Origin of the sequence: Chryseobacterium gleum (assembly GCF_900636535.1) — a bacterium.
GTDB lineage: Bacteria > Bacteroidota > Bacteroidia > Flavobacteriales > Weeksellaceae > Chryseobacterium > Chryseobacterium gleum.
The window spans coordinates 3,463,392-3,480,986 of sequence record NZ_LR134289.1 but is presented as its reverse complement, the minus strand read 5'-3'; the positions used below and the strand labels follow the sequence as shown (position 1 = coordinate 3,480,986).

At 35.5% G+C, this 17,595-nt stretch carries 15 protein-coding genes; 13 read left to right on the top strand and 2 right to left on the bottom strand.

What is annotated here, in order from left to right; translation table 11 throughout:
• The first annotated feature begins 59 nt into the window (after positions 1 to 59).
• From EL165_RS15790 to EL165_RS15775, 4 genes are all read left to right on the top strand, one after another.
• Positions 60 to 1,031 carry a hypothetical protein gene (locus EL165_RS15790; protein ID WP_126358660.1) on the top strand — a complete coding sequence of 324 codons (972 nt, stop codon included), beginning with the start codon at positions 60 to 62 and terminating at the stop codon, positions 1,029 to 1,031.
• Positions 1,028 to 1,570, top strand: coding sequence for an RNA 2'-phosphotransferase (locus EL165_RS15785; protein ID WP_002981973.1), 543 nt, complete (start codon positions 1,028 to 1,030; stop codon positions 1,568 to 1,570). Before EL165_RS15790 ends, EL165_RS15785 begins: the two co-directional genes overlap by 4 nt.
• A gap of 2 nt (positions 1,571 to 1,572) precedes the next feature.
• Entirely contained in the window at positions 1,573 to 2,301 is a 729-nt protein-coding gene (locus EL165_RS15780; protein WP_002981971.1) for a metallophosphoesterase family protein, read from the top strand.
• Between the two features lie 154 nt (positions 2,302 to 2,455).
• Positions 2,456 to 4,180: a M14 family metallopeptidase gene (locus EL165_RS15775; protein WP_002981968.1), complete on the top strand. Its 1,725-nt coding sequence runs from the start codon at positions 2,456 to 2,458 to the stop codon at positions 4,178 to 4,180.
• Positions 4,181 to 4,239: 59 nt separating this feature from the next.
• On the opposite strand, the gene EL165_RS15770 is transcribed toward EL165_RS15775, so the two are convergent.
• Complete coding sequence (locus tag EL165_RS15770) at positions 4,240 to 5,121, bottom strand: cupin-like domain-containing protein (RefSeq protein WP_002981966.1); 882 nt, start codon at positions 5,119 to 5,121, stop codon at positions 4,240 to 4,242.
• Positions 5,122 to 5,567: 446 nt separating this feature from the next.
• Between EL165_RS15770 and EL165_RS15765 the strand changes: the two genes are divergently transcribed.
• Positions 5,568 to 8,324 (top strand): Plug and carboxypeptidase regulatory-like domain-containing protein, encoded by a 2,757-nt coding sequence (locus EL165_RS15765; protein WP_002981963.1) that lies wholly within the window; start codon positions 5,568 to 5,570, stop codon positions 8,322 to 8,324.
• Positions 8,325 to 8,379: 55 nt separating this feature from the next.
• Here EL165_RS15765 and EL165_RS15760 read toward each other — a convergent pair whose 3' ends face one another.
• Entirely contained in the window at positions 8,380 to 8,877 is a 498-nt protein-coding gene (locus EL165_RS15760; RefSeq protein WP_002981961.1) for a DinB family protein, read from the bottom strand.
• A 180-nt stretch (positions 8,878 to 9,057) separates the two neighbouring features.
• On the opposite strand from EL165_RS15760, the gene EL165_RS15755 reads away from it, so the two are divergent.
• The 8 genes from EL165_RS15755 (at position 9,058) to EL165_RS15720 (ending at position 17,512) form a co-directional block, all read left to right on the top strand.
• Positions 9,058 to 9,963 (top strand): GLPGLI family protein, encoded by a 906-nt coding sequence (locus tag EL165_RS15755; RefSeq protein ID WP_002981959.1) that lies wholly within the window; start codon positions 9,058 to 9,060, stop codon positions 9,961 to 9,963.
• Between the two features lie 242 nt (positions 9,964 to 10,205).
• Entirely contained in the window at positions 10,206 to 10,493 is a 288-nt protein-coding gene (locus EL165_RS15750; protein ID WP_002981958.1) for a hypothetical protein, read from the top strand.
• Between the two features lie 176 nt (positions 10,494 to 10,669).
• Complete coding sequence (locus tag EL165_RS15745) at positions 10,670 to 10,876, top strand: FeoA family protein (protein ID WP_050791170.1); 207 nt, start codon at positions 10,670 to 10,672, stop codon at positions 10,874 to 10,876.
• Entirely contained in the window at positions 10,876 to 12,909 is a 2,034-nt protein-coding gene (gene feoB, locus EL165_RS15740; RefSeq protein WP_002981956.1) for a ferrous iron transport protein B, read from the top strand. The genes EL165_RS15745 and feoB overlap by 1 nt, the downstream gene beginning before the upstream one ends.
• A gap of 217 nt (positions 12,910 to 13,126) precedes the next feature.
• The gene (locus EL165_RS15735) at positions 13,127 to 14,143 is read left to right on the top strand and encodes a DUF4421 family protein (protein ID WP_002981954.1); all 1,017 of its coding nucleotides are present in this window, start codon (positions 13,127 to 13,129) and stop codon (positions 14,141 to 14,143) included.
• Positions 14,144 to 14,206: 63 nt separating this feature from the next.
• Complete coding sequence (gene glmM, locus EL165_RS15730; protein WP_002981953.1) at positions 14,207 to 15,589, top strand: phosphoglucosamine mutase; 1,383 nt, start codon at positions 14,207 to 14,209, stop codon at positions 15,587 to 15,589.
• A 49-nt stretch (positions 15,590 to 15,638) separates the two neighbouring features.
• Positions 15,639 to 16,220 (top strand): Crp/Fnr family transcriptional regulator, encoded by a 582-nt coding sequence (locus EL165_RS15725; RefSeq protein ID WP_002981952.1) that lies wholly within the window; start codon positions 15,639 to 15,641, stop codon positions 16,218 to 16,220.
• Between the two features lie 323 nt (positions 16,221 to 16,543).
• Positions 16,544 to 17,512, top strand: a complete 969-nt coding sequence (locus EL165_RS15720) for a quinone oxidoreductase family protein (protein ID WP_002981951.1) — start codon at positions 16,544 to 16,546, stop codon at positions 17,510 to 17,512.
• Positions 17,513 to 17,595: the final 83 nt, after the last annotated feature.

Genomic DNA, 17,595 nt, shown 5'->3' with positions numbered 1-17,595 from the left:
CAACGAATAATTTTAAAAAATTTCCGTCTCATTTCCCATTGTATTTTTATACTAGGAAAATGTCGCAAACAAGTGAAGAACAATTGCAATTTATTGTAAAGTTTGAAACAGAAGAAAAAAAAATATTGAATCTTACTACGCTTAATGAAGGGAAATTAATTATTGATAATAGTAATAAATTAGATAGCATTAATGGTTTGATTAAAGATAAAATTAAGATAATTGAAATTTGTGGAAAAAATATTGAACTTAGCCAGAATAGCATAAGAATACTGGAGAAAGAAAAAAGGTTCTTCGAATTCAGATTAAAGACCTATCTGCATACCAATAACAGAGAAATTATTGCTTATGATTATTTTGAACAAAATTTTGATGAAAATGATATAACAGAATCAACTGTAGAAGAAATTTCAATTCAATATTATGATGAAAAGCGATCAAGAATAAATACAGTTGAAGAAGCCGTTGATTTTTTAATCAATGAAGAACTGAATGAAGGTCAAATCAATGAAATCAAGAATAAATCACTAGCTTCAAAGTTTGATGATATGGATAGTCTTTTCGGCCTAGGAATGTATCTTAGGAACGTATTCATTTATCCCAATAAAAATAAAAATTTTCTACAATATCTCAATAATTATGATCCACATTATATGGTAAATAGAGGAGAATTTGGGGAAGGTAGTATTGAAGACTTATTATGGAGAAAACTGAATTGCTGTCTGATAACAGATGAAAGTAAAAATAAAATTGCGGAACTGAAAAAGGAGCAATATGAAGAGAGTTCTTTTTGGAATAACTATATAAAAGAGCAATTGCTTTCATATAATCTTGATGAAGAGGATATCAGATTATATTTAGAAATGGAAGATAAAAAAGATTCTGACGATGAAGATTTTGAACGCAATTATTATGAACAGAAAAGACTTTTGGCAAAAATATCAAACGATGAAAGACTTATTTATAATCAATTAAGTGAAGACTATTTTAATGTAAGAAATCTTATTGAAAAATTAAAACACCAACCATGAACGAAGTAGAAAAGAAAAAAATAAGTAAATTTTTAAGCCTGATCTTACGGCATCAGCCGGAAAGTATAGGACTTACACTGGATGAAAACGGCTGGGCAGATGTTGAAGAGCTGAGAGAAAAATCTGCGAAAAGAAGGATACATTTTACTCCCGAAGAACTGGATGAGGTAGTAGAAACCAATAATAAAAAGCGTTTCGCTTTTAATGAAGATAAAACCATGATCAGAGCCAGTCAGGGGCATTCTGTTAATATTGACCTGGCTTTGGAAGCCTTACAGCCTCCTGACTTTTTGTACCACGGAACTGCAGAAACCAATATTGCATCGATTCTGGAAAAAGGAATTGAAAAGCGAACCCGCCAGCATGTACACTTAAGTGCTGATAAAGAAACGGCTGCAAAGGTCGGGATGAGACATGGCAAGCCTGTTATTCTTACCATCAGAACCGGAACAATGTATCAGGATGGATTAGCTTTCTTTCAGTCTGCAAACGGAGTTTGGCTGACAGATTTTGTAGATGCAAAATATATTTCAAAGTAAAAATGAGCAGAACATTAGTAGTTGGCGACATTCACGGAGGATTTAAAGCCTTACAACAGGTTCTTGAAAGAGCCGGGGTTATACAAAATGATCAGCTGATTTTCCTTGGAGATTATGTAGATGGCTGGAGTGAGTCTTCCGAAATTATACAGTTTTTAACAGAGTTATCAGAAAAACAGGAATGTATTTTCATCAAAGGAAATCATGATGCCTGGTGCGAAGATTGGCTGTCATCAGACCAAAGTCCTGATGTATGGCTTTTTAACGGAGGAAGAAGTACTGTTGAGAGTTACAAAGATTATCTCCCGGAAAATCTGGATCTTCATCTTGAGTTCTTTCAAAGAATGAAAAACTATCATATTGATGATGAGAACCGGTTGTTTATTCATGCAGGTTATGCATCCATGCATGGTCCTGAAAGAGAGGTTTATTCCAGTAATTATCGTTGGGACAGAACCCTTTGGGAAACCGCTGTTGCAATGGATAAAAAGCTGCAGAGAAACTCAGCATTATATCCCAAAAGGCTGCTATTGTACAAAGAAATATTCATCGGACATACGCCTACTCTTGATATTGGAATTACGGTTCCTGCCAATAAAGCCAATGTCTGGAATATGGATACCGGAGCAGCTTATACCGGAGCTTTATCCATCATGGATGTCGATTCCAAGGAATTCTGGCAAAGTGATCCGCTTCCTTCCTTATATCCTAAAGAAAAGGGCAGAAATTAATACTATTGAAAACAAACCTAATAGGTTTTCAAAACCTGTTAGGTTTCTGTTTTAAAGTAATTTTGCATTTTCACTTTTTCACAATTTTGCCTGTCAACAGATTCCTGTTTCTCACAAAAGATAACTACATTTAAAGTCTGAAAATATGACTTCAATGAAACTGAAATATCTTTTATTCACCCTGAGTTCCACCTTATTTTTTGCACAGAAATCATTTCAGACTCCTTTTGAAAAAGGAAATGGTAATCAGACGGTTACCTATGAAGAAATGAACAGCTACTATCAGAACCTGGCTAAAAATTTCAATACCATCCAATACCTTAAAAAAGGAGAAGATGACAATGGAAAACCCATTTATGTAGTGGTTTATAATCCCTTTCCTGAAAAGGACCTTGAAAAATTAAGAAAAGAAAAAGCGATTCTCTTTGTCAACAATGGTATTCACCCGGGAGAACCGGATGGTATAGATGCTACCATGATGCTGATGAGAGATCTTGCCACCCAAAAGATCAAAACTCCGCAGAACTTTATTATTGCTGCTATTTCTGCTTACAATGTCAGTGGAATGCTTAACAGGGGTTCTTACTCCCGAGCCAACCAGAATGGACCGGAGCAATACGGTTTCAGAGGAAATGCAAGGAATTATGATCTGAACAGGGATTTCATTAAAGCAGATTCCAAAAATGCCAGAAGCTTTCAGGAAATCTATCAGTGGCTGAAACCGGATGTCTTTATTGATAATCACGTCAGCAACGGAGCGGATTATCAGTATACATTTACCTATATTTCTACCTTTAAGGAGCGTCTGGGAAATACTCTCGGAAACTATTTCTACAATGAGTATCAGGCTAAAAATCTTGAGGATATGAAAAAACTGGGCTATGAAAGTACTCCTTATGTAAATATTCACGGAGATGTTCCGGAAGTGGGATTTGCCTCATTTGAAGACTCTCCCAGATATTCCACAGGATATACTTCCCTTTTCAATTCTTTAGGAACGGTTCCAGAAACCCATATGCTGAAGCCTTACGACAAGAGGGTGGATGCTACCTACAAATATATGCTGGTGAATCTGCAGAATTTAGATAAGGACTATCAAAAAATAAAACAGCTTCGAATTGAAAACTTAAAACAGTATCAGGCTGGAAAACAATACGGAATCCGCTGGAAAATTGATTCTACAAAATTTTCTACGATGGATTTTAAAGGCTATGAAGGAAAATACAAGCCAAGTGAAATTTCAGGTAAGCCAAGACTGTATTATGACAGAAACAAACCTTTTACAAAAAATATAAAGCTCTTTACTACCGCGGTCCCAACAGGATATATTACCATTCCTAAATATTATGTAATCCCTCAATCGCAATACAGGGTGCTGGAAGAGTTTAAAAGAAATCATATTCAGATGAAGCCGATTCAGAAGGACAGTACTTTAACGGTTGAGTCTTATAAAATCAAAGATTTCAAAACCGTTAAAAATCCTTACGAAGGGCATTATCTGCATTTTGAAACTACTGTGGATGCTTCAGCTAAAAATATGACATTTTCTGCAGGTGATTATCTGGTTTCTACCAATCAGCTTGGGGTAAAATATATTATAGAAACACTTGAACCTGAGGCATTAGACTCTTTTTTTAACTGGAATTTTTTTGATGGAATATTGGCACAAAAAGAATATTATTCCGCTTATATTTTCGAAGATACAGCCGCAGAGCTTCTGAAAAAAGATAAAAAGCTGAAACAGGCTTTCGATACAGCCAAGGCATCAGATAAAAAATTGTCGGAGGACGGAACAGCACAACTGGATTGGATTTACAGACACTCTCCTTATTTTGAGGAAAAAACATTCAGGCAATATCCTGTTTATAGAGTGTTGTAAATATTTGCCAATCAGTAAATAAGCTAAAAAAAGACGTTTCAAGTGAAACGTCTTTTTTTTTATTTTGGTAAACCTCTTTTCAAGGCTAGCTCAGCTCTTTTAATGGCCATTTTCTCTTTCCAGTCCATGTATTTCTTTTTGAAATTGGACTTCATAATGTCGTCAAATTTACGCTGTACAGTAAGGTTCCACAGAGAGTGTGCCTTTACTGCCCACGATTTGTCCCATGCTCTTAAAGAAATAGAGAAACTTCCGTCCAGATATTTCATCCAGTGCCACCAGCCTGTAGGCATGAATAAAGTATCGCCATGCTCGAGATAGCACTCAATACCTTCTACACCATCCAGTGCCGGGAATTTGGTGAAATCCGGGTTTTCAATATCATAATCTTCAAGTGCATAGGTTGCATATGGAATCTGATAAAGCCTTTCTTTCCATTTATAGTCAAACAGAAGAATATGTTTTCTTCCGTTGAAGTGAGTATGGAAAATATGAGCCATATCAATATCAAAGTGAAGGAACGTTACCGATCCCTTACCGCCAAAGAACATATTGGGATACTTATCCAGAAAACCTCCCATTAATTCTTTGGGAGAAATATAATCTTCCAGAAGTTTAGGGGCATATTTTATCGGGTCAAAAAGGAAGATTCTGAGATCAGTGGGCTCTCTTTGTATAAGGTCAATATAATCTCCAAACTTCATTTTTGCTGCAGATGCATTGATGGGAGCAGAGGGATCTGCCTTTGAGCTGTCATATAGCGGGACCTCCACATCTCCTACAACCTCCTTCATGTATTCCATCGTCCATTTTTGATAAGCAGGCCATTTTTTTGCCATATTTTTGATGACAACGGGCCTTCTTGGCTTCAGATATTTTTCGTAGAAATCTTCTTTCGAAATATCATCTACAACATCTATAGGCTTTAAAATAATTCCCATTTTATAAATTTTATGTTACAAAATTATTAAATATATATTGATGTACCAGTTTTTAATTTTTTTTTAATCTATGATTCAAATCAGATTTTACTATTTGGAACAGATAAAAATATCAAAATTTCTATTAATGTTAAGAATGTTCCTTTATTGATTTAATAAGACAAAATACATAAAGATTTTGTTACAGGATTTAAAAAATAATCAGCCTGTCGTTTTTGTAAAATTGATATGCCAAATATACTTTTTCAGGAAAATCATCAGTAGTTTATACATGTGTAAAGTGATGATGAGTCGATTTTAAATGTATATTTTAAAAAAAAATCAAAACTTTAATAAATATAACTAAATTTGTAGTGATAATGATTTAACCTTTATCCATAAAATTCATCTTTATAAAAAGTGTAACAAAAACCAATAACCATTAACTAATTGAGCAAATAATAAGTATGAAAAAAAATATTTCCTTATTTCTGATGCTTTTCTTTACGGTGCTTACTTTTGCACAAAAAACAGTTTCAGGAAAGATCACTGATGATGACGGGGTGGCAATACCAAGTGCCAGTGTGACGATAGAAGAACCTGGAAAAGATGCTATTCTGGCCTACGGAATTACGAATTCCAAAGGAGAATATAAAGTGACCTTTACTTCGGCAGAATCCAATGTAGATCTCAAAGTGAAGGCCTTTAACCAGAAACCTCTTACAAAACAGATCAGCAACAGCGATCAGACTCTGAATTTCAAAATGCAGTCTGAAGCAACAGAAATTAAAGAAGTACAGCTGAAAACCAAAATGATCACCGCAAGAGGAGACACCATCTCTTACGATCTTAAAGCGTTCAACAGCAAAAACGACAGAACCTTGGCAGATGTAATGAAAAAAATTCCCGGGATTGAAGTTAACAACGATGGTACGATCCTTTATCAAGGGAATGCCATCAATAAATTCTATGTCAACGGTAAAGACCTTATGGAAGGAGGTTATGGAACTATCAACAATTCTCTTCCAAAAGATGCAGTACAGAAAGTAGAAGTTCTTGAAAATCACCAGCCGGTAAAAATCCTTCAGGATAAAGTGCCTTCAGATCAGGCAGCGATCAATATCAAACTTAAAAACTCTGTAACCATGACCGGAAGAGGGGAAGTAGGAACCGGTTTCGGAGATCCGTGGCTTTGGAATGTAAAACTGACCCCAATGTTTTTCGGGCAGAAAAGCCAGTGGGTAGTCAATTATAAAACCAACAACATGGGTGAGCAGGTGGAAAATGAAGGGAATATTCTGGCATTCGGAAGCTCATGGGAAGGTAGAAGAAGTAATATCTCCCAGAATAACTGGTTGAGTGTAGAGAATGCAACGGTCCCTGATCTTCCGGTAAAAAGATATTTGATGAACAGTGTTCATTACCTTTCGGCAAATTACCTTACCAATATTGATAAAAAGAAAGAATGGGAACTTAAAGCCAATGCAAATTACACTAATAATGCTGTGGAAAGGGAATCAAACAGTATTACCAGAGATATCCAGCAGGGAACACAGTACACAACAAGATTCCTGAATAATTTCTATACGGATAAACTAAAAGGAGAATTGATCTTTACAAAAAATGCTAAAAAGGGATTCTTTAAAAATACAACAACATTCTCCCAATTCTGGAATGGGGATAGAGCTTTTGCCGAAAGAAATGATAAAAATGGTTACAGAATAGGAAACGAGGCTTTAGAATCACCCACAACATCTTTCCAGAACTCTTTAAGTACTATTATACCTTGGAAAGAAAAGATGGTGAACTTCAAATCCTATATCAGCTATCAGAATGATAATCAGAATTTAGAAATTTCTCCAGCGGGTTATTTGCAGTTGCCATACAAACTTCCAAAAGTAAACCCGAATGACCCGAATGAAAAAGATAGATATGGTATTGTAAATTTTGCACCAGGGACTTTAGCATTACAACAGTTCAGAATTAAATCTTTAGATACATCACATTCTGCAAATATCAGTTTCTCAACAAAAGGATGGACATTCACTCCCCAGGTAGGATTTGATTTTTCCACAGATAAACTGACAACAAATTTTGATGGACAGTCAATTCCAAATCCTTCTGTTCAAAATGATGTTCCACCAAATTTCAATCAAAACATTTATGAAAACGATTTAAAGTTTACCAGAGTTAATCCATCTGCTTCTGTGGGAATTAATTATAAATCTGAATCATGGAGCTTATTTTCAAGCTTCCCGGTTAATTTTAATAATATCAAAGCTGAAGACGCTTTCAGAAATGTTTCGAAATCTCTTAGCAAAGTAACATTTACTCCTAATATTTTTGCACAATATTCATTTGCTTCATTCTTCAAAGCTAGTGTGAATGGAGGAATCAGTAATAATTTCGGGGATATCCAAACTGCTTATGCCGGATATGTTTTGACAAGTCCGGGCGGATTTAATAAAATGAATCCTAACAATCCAATACCTGAAACCAATACCAAAAACGGAGGATTACGATTGGAGTACAGAAATCCACTGAACAATCTGTTTTTTAATGTAGGTTATAGGTTAAGTAATACAAAAAATAACCTGTTAGCCTCAAGCATAGTTAACGAATCAGGATTTAGTGAAATTGAATATATAGAAAAAGAAAATAAAAGAACAAACAACAGTTTATATGCAGAAATTGGAAAATATTTTCCGAAGTTTAAAACAAATGCATCATTCAGTTATAATAATAGCATATCAAAATCCCAATCTATAAGAAATACAGATCTTATTGATACCAAAACTAATGGTAATACCTTAGGATTTAAATTCAATAATACGTATTTCTCGTGGATGAGTATTGATTTCAATATGACCAAATCATGGAATAAACAAAGTAATGGAATCATTCAGGATGATCTTGGTAAAACAGAGGGGTATACTCATAATTTAAATGTGTTTTTCTATCCTTTGGAAAATCATACTATTGGTTTTTATTGGGATCAGATTAATTCAAAATTAGGGCAAACAAAATTAAACAATGGTTTTTTTGATGTTTCATACCAATTCAGCTGGTCTAAGAAAAAAGTTGATTTTGAATTAAAATGGATGAATATTGCAGATAGAAAAGTGTTTGAAAAAATAAATGTTGGAGATGCAACTATTACTCAGACAACTATGCAGCTCCGGCCTAGCCAGGTTATGCTAACCGTAAAATTCAACTTTAAGTAAAATAAAAACCAATCCGCAAGGATTGGTTTTTTGTTGAGATATACTTAGATATTAATTAAAAACTTTGCTGGTCTGCTGAAGGCCCATAGCTTCCCGGCAAAGGAATATTGTTCAGTCTGTAATACACTCCCAGTTGAGCTCTGTGATGGGTGATCTGGTTTAAAGCATGGCGTATTGCTCCGTATTTGCTCCAGCTCGCCAGCTCATGGCCGTCATTTTTAATCGTCCAGCTGGGGTTCAGATCCTCTTCTGTACTGTTTTCCAATGCTGTCTTTGCTGACTGATAGTCTTCCTCCAGTTTTTTCATGAGATCATCTCTGGTGGAAAGAACCGTAGGTTTGTAGTCTCCTTTGGCAAAATCCAGTTCGGTGGTCTTCAAAATAGTATTCGGCCATTCAAAAACTTCTACAAGATGGGTGGCAAGAGGCATCATTTTCATGCTTTTTTCATGAGGAGCATAATCGTTTTTTCCCTCAGGGAATCGTTCAATAAATTTTTTTGTGGTTTGGAATTCTCCCTCCAGTTCGGATTTTAATTGAGATAAAGTGTCCATAATATTTTGTTTTTTAGAAACTTAAAGGTAAGCGTTTTAAAAATGAAAATGTTTTAAGAGAATCATAATTTTTTGTAACCGACCTGCTATCAAAAGACACTGCTCAATCTTTAAAAATAAATTTCAAAAAAAATGTAACAAAAGAAGAAATAGGATTACTAATTATATAAACTTGCTACAATGAAAAAGTTATTCTCTATATTTCTTATTACACTTTTTGCTTTTGCAGGAGCTCAGGAATCTAAAGAAACAGCCAATCGTTTCTTTTATGAACTGACTTTTAAACCTAAGAAAGATTCAGCGAAACTGGATAAGGTGATTACAATTTTAGATATTACAGATAAAAACAGATCTATTTATCAGGATTATACTGTAATAGCACAAGATTCTATTATGAAAGTAGAATTCGAGGCAATGCAAAAAGCAGGTATGATGAAAGATCTTTCAAAATCTCTTAAAACCCCAAAGATTTCAGCAAGAATTTATAAGTTTTATCCAAGTATGAAGGTCCAATATGTTGATAAAGTTGCAAATGGATTTACACCAAGCAATATTGGATATAGTGAAGATTTAAAATTCAACTGGACTATCTTGGCAGATAAACAAAAAATAGGAGAATATAATGCCCAGAAGGCAACAACTGATTTTGGAGGAAGAAAATGGACAGCGTGGTTTAGTACAGATATTCCGTTTCAGGATGGACCTTATAAGTTTTATGGACTACCAGGTTTAATTGTGAAAATTGAAGATGCAGATAAAAATTATTCTTGGGTATTACAGGGAAATAAAAAAGTAAAAGATTATACAGAATTCTCTTATATTGAAAATCTAATGCATGCTTCAGGAGGAAAAGTGAATGAACTATCAAGAGAAAAATTTGAAAAAACATTTAGTGACTTTAAAAAAGATCCATTTGCCTCTGTGAGACCTATGATGACACAGGAAATGATGTCTAAAACCATACCTGGAATAGATGGAACGTTAGGAGATATGATGAAAAAACAGGAGAAGCAATATAAAGATTTTTACAATGCTAACGACAATCCAATAGAAAAAGAACAGCCTACAGACAAGAAGAAAAAATAAGACTTCATATCAACTAAATTATATTTTGAATCACCCCAGATACAGCAATGTGTTTGGGGTGATTTCTTTTTAAGACTAATTATATAATTTTTCGCAATAGTTATTAGTTTGAGTATAAGTTTCATTATTTTTCTTATTAATGTGCTGAATTACCAAAAGATTAATAAATTAAGCAATCGGGTTTGGATGTCTGATGAGCTTTTAATATTTTTGATTTAATAACCAATAAAAACAATATTATTATGAAAAAAATTATTTTTATGACATTAATAACAATGTCAACAATGTTATTCGCAAAAGAAGAAAATCCAAACGTAAGAAAAGATTTAAATAGTTCTCAAAAAGAAACTTTTTTGGTCGCTAAAAAGAATTTAAAGGATGAAAAAGAAGTAGTAAAAATTGCAAAAATAATGAAACCTGTAGAGATGAATCTGGAAGGATGCTTGGCAATTGCTTTTAATATAACAGCTGTTGATCCACCACTTGGTACAGCTATGGTAAGCAGTTGTTTGGAAACATATTCTAAATAAGCTAGAAATATAAACTAAAATATAATAATGGGTTGTTTTAAAATGAAACAGCCCATTATTTTTTTGTATGAAATCGTTATTTAGATTAAATTTAAATAGCGTATATTTGCAGGACTAAAAATTAGGCTTTGAAAGAGAACGGATTACATAAATTAAGTGGATTCCCTAAAAATAAAATGGGGAAGATATTGGGATATGATAACGACCATCTTAAAATGCCCAATAAAATTATTGAAATGGGACTTCTTCCGGAAACCACTTTCAGAATTTTGTATCAGGCTCCGTTCAGCGGGCCTATGTATGTAGAGTTTGGAACAGAGAAAAGCCGGATTGCTCTTCGTGAGGAAGAAGGAGATTACATCATTGTTGAAGAATTGAATTAATGCAGGAAAACAATAAAAAACAGATACTTTTAGTCGGAAATCCTAATGTAGGAAAGTCGACGGTTTTCAATACGCTTTGCAATAAAAAGCAGAAAACCGGAAACTATGCCGGCGTTACCGTTGCCAGTCACTCAGGGAACTATGTTTATAAGAACGAAGAAGTGGAGGTGATAGATCTTCCAGGTTCGTACAGCGTATACCCGAGTTCAGAAGACGAAGCTATTTTTTCCAAATACCTTATTGACGAGCAGGAAAACTATGCGGGGGTTGTTTACATTCTTGAAGCATTAAGTTTAAAAAGAGGGCTGCTTCTGTTTCAACAGATTCAGGACCTTGGAATTCCGATGATTCTGATTGTCAATCAGATTGATCAGGCAGAAAGAAGAGGCATTACTATAGATATCCAAAAGTTTTCACAAGCATTAGGCATTAAAATTATTCAGACCAATGCCAAAGAGCAGATCGGAATTGATGCAGTAAGAGAAGCCGTTTACAGCAATGAATTTGTAAAAACAGATAAAGTTTCTTTTGAAACCCCGAATGAATATAGAGATTTTATTCAGAAGCTGGCAGCCCATAAAGGTTTTGACAATGAATATAAAGCCTGGATGAGCCTCTCATTGGGGACAGATCTCGGAAGAATAGGCTCTGTGATGGAACAGCTCAATGAGCCTGATTCTAAAAGTTTGGTTCCTAAAAGATTACAGGTTCAGGAAACTGTTAGGAGATATCAGAATGTAGACAGAATCCTGGCTGATGTTATTTCTAAAAAAGCTCAGTTCAAGGAATTACTTACCGAAAAGCTGGATAAAGTTTTAGTTCATAAATTCTGGGGTTACGTTGTCTTTTTAGCGATTCTTCTTATTATTTTTCAAAGCGTTTTCTTCCTTGCAGAATATCCGATGAGCTGGATTGAAGATACTTTCTCATGGCTAGCCGCATTTACAAGCGGACACCTTCCTGAAGGTCCAGTTAATTCATTGATTTCAAATGGAATCGTTCCCGGAATAGGAGGAATCGTAGTTTTTGCACCACAGATCGGAATCCTGCTGTATTTCCTTTACCTGCTGGAAGATTCAGGATATATGGCAAGAGTCGTATTTCTGATGGACAGATTGCTTCGTCCTTTCGGGCTAAACGGTAAAAGTATCGTTCCGCTGGTATCCGGTACCGCCTGTGCTATCCCAGCAGTGATTTCTACCAGAAACATTGAGAATGTAAAAGAAAGATTGCTGACGATATTGGTAACGCCATTTATGACATGCTCGGCAAGACTTCCCGTATACAGTATTATCATCGGGTTGATTATTTCAGAAGGAACATTTTTGGGAATAAAATATAAAGCGCTGGTTTTGATGGGGATGTACCTTCTTGGCTTCCTTGTAGCGTTATTTTCAGCAGCAATTCTTAAAAGATTTATCAAAAGCAAAGGTAAAACTTATCTGGTAATGGACCTGCCAGCCTATAAAAAACCACTTTTCGGCTATGACTTTAAAATGGTTTTAGGGAAAGTATGGGACTTCATTACCGGAGCCGGAAAAATAATTTTCATTGTAAGTATCATCATCTGGTTCCTGAGCTACTTTGGACCAAGCCAGAAAGCAGATCAGTTTGTAGCTACAGATGTTCATCTTGATCATTCTTATCTTGCGAAAATGGGTAAAGGAATAGAGCCTGTAATTGCTCCGCTCGGCTACGACTGGAAAATGGGTGTAGGAATCCTTACAAGCTTTGTGGCAAGAGAAGTTTTCGTAGGGACAATGTCTACACTTTACAGTCTTGAAGATGACGCTCCTGAAATAAAAGTAATTGATAAAATGAGAAGAGATGTAAAGCCTAACGGAGAAAAAGTCTTCAGCTTTGCAACAGGAATCTCGGTTCTTCTTTTCTACGCATTTGCAATGCAGTGTGTTTCAACACTGGCAGTAGTCTACAGAGAAACCAAAAGCTGGAAATGGACCGGCTTTCAGGTGGTCATGATGACAGGTTTGGCATATTTTGTGTCGATGATAGTATATCAGATTTTAAAGTAATGGACTCATCATTAATTTTTCAATACGTACTTATCTTATTAATTGTAGCATTCGCCTGCTACTCTCTGTTTAAAGTACTTAAAAAGAACTTTGCTCCTAAGAAATTCAGTTCCAAAAGAACCAACTGCGATAAAGATTGCGGCTGTTCTTAATATTGGGTTCATCAGATAATTGAAAAAAATGTAGTAATTTCATTTTTCTAATGTAAATTATTAATTTGAATTTCTTAAAGGCAGGATTACCGGTATTATTTTCTTTATTTGTCCTTCAGGTAAAGGCACAGTCAGATACTGTCAATACTAAGTCTTATGCAGACCAGGTAATGATTCGCGCTAATCTTGATACTAACATTGAAAGCTATGTTTTTTCTGCAGGAGAAGGTAAGAACGCATTCAATATGGACCTGTCAATCAACAATAAAACAAAAACATCCCTTTCCATCGATTATAGAATCATAAGTGCAACAGTATCGTTTGCGCCCAGGTTTTTAGACGGAAATAATGATGATGAAATGAAAGGGAAAAGTTCTTATACCGATCTAAGCTTCAGGTTTTTCCCCGGAAGATTTATCCAGAATGTTTATTATAAAAATGTAAAAGGTTTTTATGTAGAAAATATGAAAGACCTTTCCCCCGGATGGCAGGAAGGAAGAGATCCGTACATTCAGTTTCCGGATTTAAGGGTTCAAACCTTTGGCGGTTCAACATCCTATATTCTCAAGAAAAATTTTTCAGCAAGAAGTATATACACCCAGGGAGAATGGCAAAAGAAAAGCAGTGGCAGCTGGATTCCGTTTGTGGATTATGATCTTACCATTTTCAGGAATACAATTGACGACGTCAAAAGCAAGGAAATACAGTATAATATCGGGGGAAATATCGGGTATTTCTATAATTGGGTGATTGGGAAAAAAGTAAATATTTCACCCTATCTGACCGTCGGGATCGGAGGAAAGTTTTCAAGCTACACAGATATTGAGAACGGAAGTGCTAAAAAAAATGCGCAGTATGCAACCATAAGAATGCAGGGAGGCCTTCATATAGGTTATAATACCGACCGGTTTTTATTCGGAGGTAAAATGAATTTTAAGAGCTATGCCTACGATCAGAAAGATAACCAGACTGTGGAAAATAATAACCTTTACGGACTGTTGTATATAGGCTATCGTTTTGCACCACCGAAAGTTGTAAAAAATACCTACGATAAAATTCAAAAAAAGATTCCCGGTCTATAAGTTCAAAGGTCTTTTAAGTATCTTTGCGATGGAAAATTTAGAAAAAACAAAATAAAAAACATCATGTCATTAATAAAATCTATTTCCGGAATTCGCGGAACCATTGGAGGAAGAGTAAATGATAACTTGACACCGCTGGATGTGGTAAAATTCGCATCCGCATTCGGAACATGGCTTCAGAATAATAAAAACAAAAAAGACCTTACCCTTATCATTGGAAGAGACGCCAGAATTTCTGGACAGATGGTTTCTTCCCTGGTTACTGCTACTTTGCAGGGGCTGGGAATTAATGTGATAGATCTTGGACTTTCTACAACACCAACTGTTGAAGTAATGGTTCCTGAGCTGAATGCAGACGGAGGAATCATCCTTACCGCTTCGCATAATCCAAAACAATGGAATGCCCTTAAATTATTAAACGAAAAAGGAGAATTCATCAGCGGTGAAAATGGAGCTGAAGTACTGGCTTTGGCAGAAAGTGAAGACTTCAACTATGCAGAAGTAGATGATCTTGGGAAATATGAAACAAGAGATGATGCTTTTGATATTCATATTCAGCAGATTCTGGATTTACCAATGGTAGATGTGGAAGCAATTAAAGCAAAGAAATTTAAAGTGGTTCTGGATGCTGTAAACTCTACAGGAGGAATCGCCATTCCTATGCTTTTAGATAAACTGGGTTGCGAAACCATTAAATTATACTGTGAACCTACAGGACACTTCCCGCATAATCCTGAACCGTTGAAAGAACATTTAGGAGATATCTGCGAATTGGTAAAAAATGAAAATGCAGACTTGGGAGTGGTGGTAGATCCGGATGTGGACAGACTTGCTTTAATTGATGAAAAAGGAGAAATGTTTGGAGAAGAATATACACTGGTAGCCGTTGCTGATTACTTATTGAAACATAAAAACGGAGTGGCTGTTTCTAACCTTTCTTCAAGCCGTGCTTTGAGAGATGTAGCACATTCGCACAACTCAGAATACTTTGCAAGCGCAGTAGGAGAAGTAAATGTAGTTACTCTGATGAAAGAGAAAAACGCGGTGATCGGAGGAGAAGGAAACGGAGGAATTATCTATCCTGACTTACACTACGGAAGAGATTCTTTAGTAGGAGTTGCACTATTCCTGACTCATTTAGCCAAAGAAAACAAAACCATTTCTGAACTAAGAGCAGGCTATCCAAGCTATTTTATGGGTAAAAAGAAAATAGAGCTTACGCCGGAGATTGATGTAGATGCTATCTTAAGCAAAATGGAACAGGAATATCAGAATGAAGAAGTTTCTACCGTGGATGGTGTTAAAATAGACTTTGAAAACAAGTGGGTTCACCTCAGAAAATCCAATACAGAGCCGATCATCAGAATTTATACTGAAGCTAAATCTCAGGAAGAAGCAGATCAGTTGGGAGATGATATCATTGCTAAAATCAAGAGTTTAATCTAAAAATATACGAAGAACGGACACATTGTCCGTTCTCTTTTTTATATCAGGAATGTTTGAACATATCAAAGACAGGTTTCCTTTCCCCAAAGAAAAGTGGAGAAAATTTATAAGCAGCTTCCAACGTATGGAAGTTCCTGCGAAAACTTTGCTTTTACAGGAAGGAGAGATTTCGTGTAATGCTTATTATATAGAAAAAGGGATGGCAAGAGCCTGGTACAATAACGATGGTAAAGACGTAACATTCCAGTTTTTTCTTGAAAACACAATGTTTTCTTCCCTTGAAAGCTTTAAAAAAGGCTTGCCAAGTATGGTGTCGTTCGAGACCATAGAACCTTGTATTTTATATAAAATCAGCAGATCTGATGTAGAGGCCTTCTTGGAAGAAGTTTATGAAAACCCTGAACTCAGAAATCTCTTTATGGATGCTCTTTTTGAAAGAATATTCGACTATATGAAACATTTCTTTTCATTCATAAAAGATACACCGCAGCAACGGTATTTGAATCTGGTCAGGCAAAAGCCGGAGATTATCAAAAGAGTTCCGCAGCATTATATTGCTTCCTATCTAGGTATTACCACGGTACATCTCAGCAGAATCAAAAGCAAAATATTAAAAGAAAGATTGGAATAAGCGGGAGGGCGGAAGTTTAAAAAGAAACTGCATAAATTCTGAATCATCTTAAACGCAATGTTCGCAAAAAATAATAGGTATTATTGAAAATGTTCGCAAAGGCATTCCACTCAGCGATGTTCATTGTTATTTGCTGAACGAAGTGCCCTTGCGAACGAATAATAATCACAATATCATATTTCTTAGCGTTCTCCGCGTTTTTAATCTGTTATCAGGGTTATAACCTTCCAACCTCCCTCTTACAGCTCCCCTTTCCAAAACTGATAACAAATGTTATCGTTCCATAGCATTCACTCCTCATAATTTTGTCTAAAATTAAAAGAATGAAAGCAGCAGTAGTATTTGAAAAAGGAAATATTCCTCAATACACAGATTTTCCGGAACCTGAAGCACAGGAAAATGAAATTATAGTTACAGTGAAAGCCGCGTCTATTAAAAACCTTGACAGAGCCAGAGCTGGTGGAAGTCACTATTCAGCAGATAATCGGGAGCATCAGCCAACGATTATAGGGACAGACGGAGCCGGATATCTGGAAAACGGAAATAAAGTCTATTTTTTCAGTAAAAAAGGAACTGTAGCAGAAAAAGCAGCAGCAGATAAAAAAATGATTATTCCGATTCCTGAAAAACTGGATTTCTCTATAGCAGCTGCATTGCCCAATGCGGTGATGGGTTCTGCAATGGCATTAAAATTCAAGGCAGGATTGCAACAGGGTAATACTGTTCTGATCAATGGGGCAACAGGAATTACAGGTAAAATTGCGGTTCAGATTGCCAGACTATACGGAGCGGGTAAGATTATCGTTACCGGAAGAAATGAAGAATCACTTTTAGCTTTACGTGAATTAGGCGCCGATGAGGTGATTTCTCTCAAACTGGACGAACATGATTTCAAACAAAAAATAAAAGAAATTCACAGGGAAAGTCCTATAGATGTTATTCTGGATTATATCTGGGGACATTCCGTAGAAATGATATTATCTGCCCTTAAAGGAGACGGCAACTTTTCCCATAAAACAAGGCTGGTCAATGTAGGAGGAATGAGTGGAGATACCATTCAGTTATCTTCACAGATTCTGCGGGGGACTGATATTCAGATTTCCGGATCAGGATTAGGAAGCTGGACCAGGGAAGAAACAATGCTTTTGTTTTCGGAAATTATTCCCGGAATGTTTCAGGCAGCCGTAGAAGGAAAAATAAAAATGGAAACACAGAACATTGATATTAAAAATATCGAAACTGTATGGAATGCTGAGATACAAAGCGGAAAACGCCTGGTCATAAGAATTTAACCCCAATTTCCGTTTTTTTATCCACAATCCTTTTATCGGTTTTCTTTTTTTACTATTTTTATAATAGAAATTTATGAAATGGA

Coding starts and splice junctions, on each gene's coding strand:
- EL165_RS15785 (WP_002981973.1), top strand. CDS start 1,028: ATGAACGAAGTAGAAAAGAAAAAAATAAGTAAATTTTTAAGCCTGATC.
- EL165_RS15775 (WP_002981968.1), top strand. CDS start 2,456: ATGAAACTGAAATATCTTTTATTCACCCTGAGTTCCACCTTATTTTTT.
- glmM (WP_002981953.1), top strand. CDS start 14,207: ATGTCATTAATAAAATCTATTTCCGGAATTCGCGGAACCATTGGAGGA.
- feoB (WP_002981956.1), top strand. CDS start 10,876: ATGCAGGAAAACAATAAAAAACAGATACTTTTAGTCGGAAATCCTAAT.
- EL165_RS15770 (WP_002981966.1), bottom strand. CDS start 5,121: ATGGGAATTATTTTAAAGCCTATAGATGTTGTAGATGATATTTCGAAA.
- EL165_RS15790 (WP_126358660.1), top strand. CDS start 60: ATGTCGCAAACAAGTGAAGAACAATTGCAATTTATTGTAAAGTTTGAA.
- EL165_RS15745 (WP_050791170.1), top strand. CDS start 10,670: ATGGGGAAGATATTGGGATATGATAACGACCATCTTAAAATGCCCAAT.
- EL165_RS15760 (WP_002981961.1), bottom strand. CDS start 8,877: ATGGACACTTTATCTCAATTAAAATCCGAACTGGAGGGAGAATTCCAA.
- EL165_RS15720 (WP_002981951.1), top strand. CDS start 16,544: ATGAAAGCAGCAGTAGTATTTGAAAAAGGAAATATTCCTCAATACACA.
- EL165_RS15765 (WP_002981963.1), top strand. CDS start 5,568: ATGAAAAAAAATATTTCCTTATTTCTGATGCTTTTCTTTACGGTGCTT.
- EL165_RS15725 (WP_002981952.1), top strand. CDS start 15,639: ATGTTTGAACATATCAAAGACAGGTTTCCTTTCCCCAAAGAAAAGTGG.
- EL165_RS15755 (WP_002981959.1), top strand. CDS start 9,058: ATGAAAAAGTTATTCTCTATATTTCTTATTACACTTTTTGCTTTTGCA.
- EL165_RS15780 (WP_002981971.1), top strand. CDS start 1,573: ATGAGCAGAACATTAGTAGTTGGCGACATTCACGGAGGATTTAAAGCC.
- EL165_RS15750 (WP_002981958.1), top strand. CDS start 10,206: ATGAAAAAAATTATTTTTATGACATTAATAACAATGTCAACAATGTTA.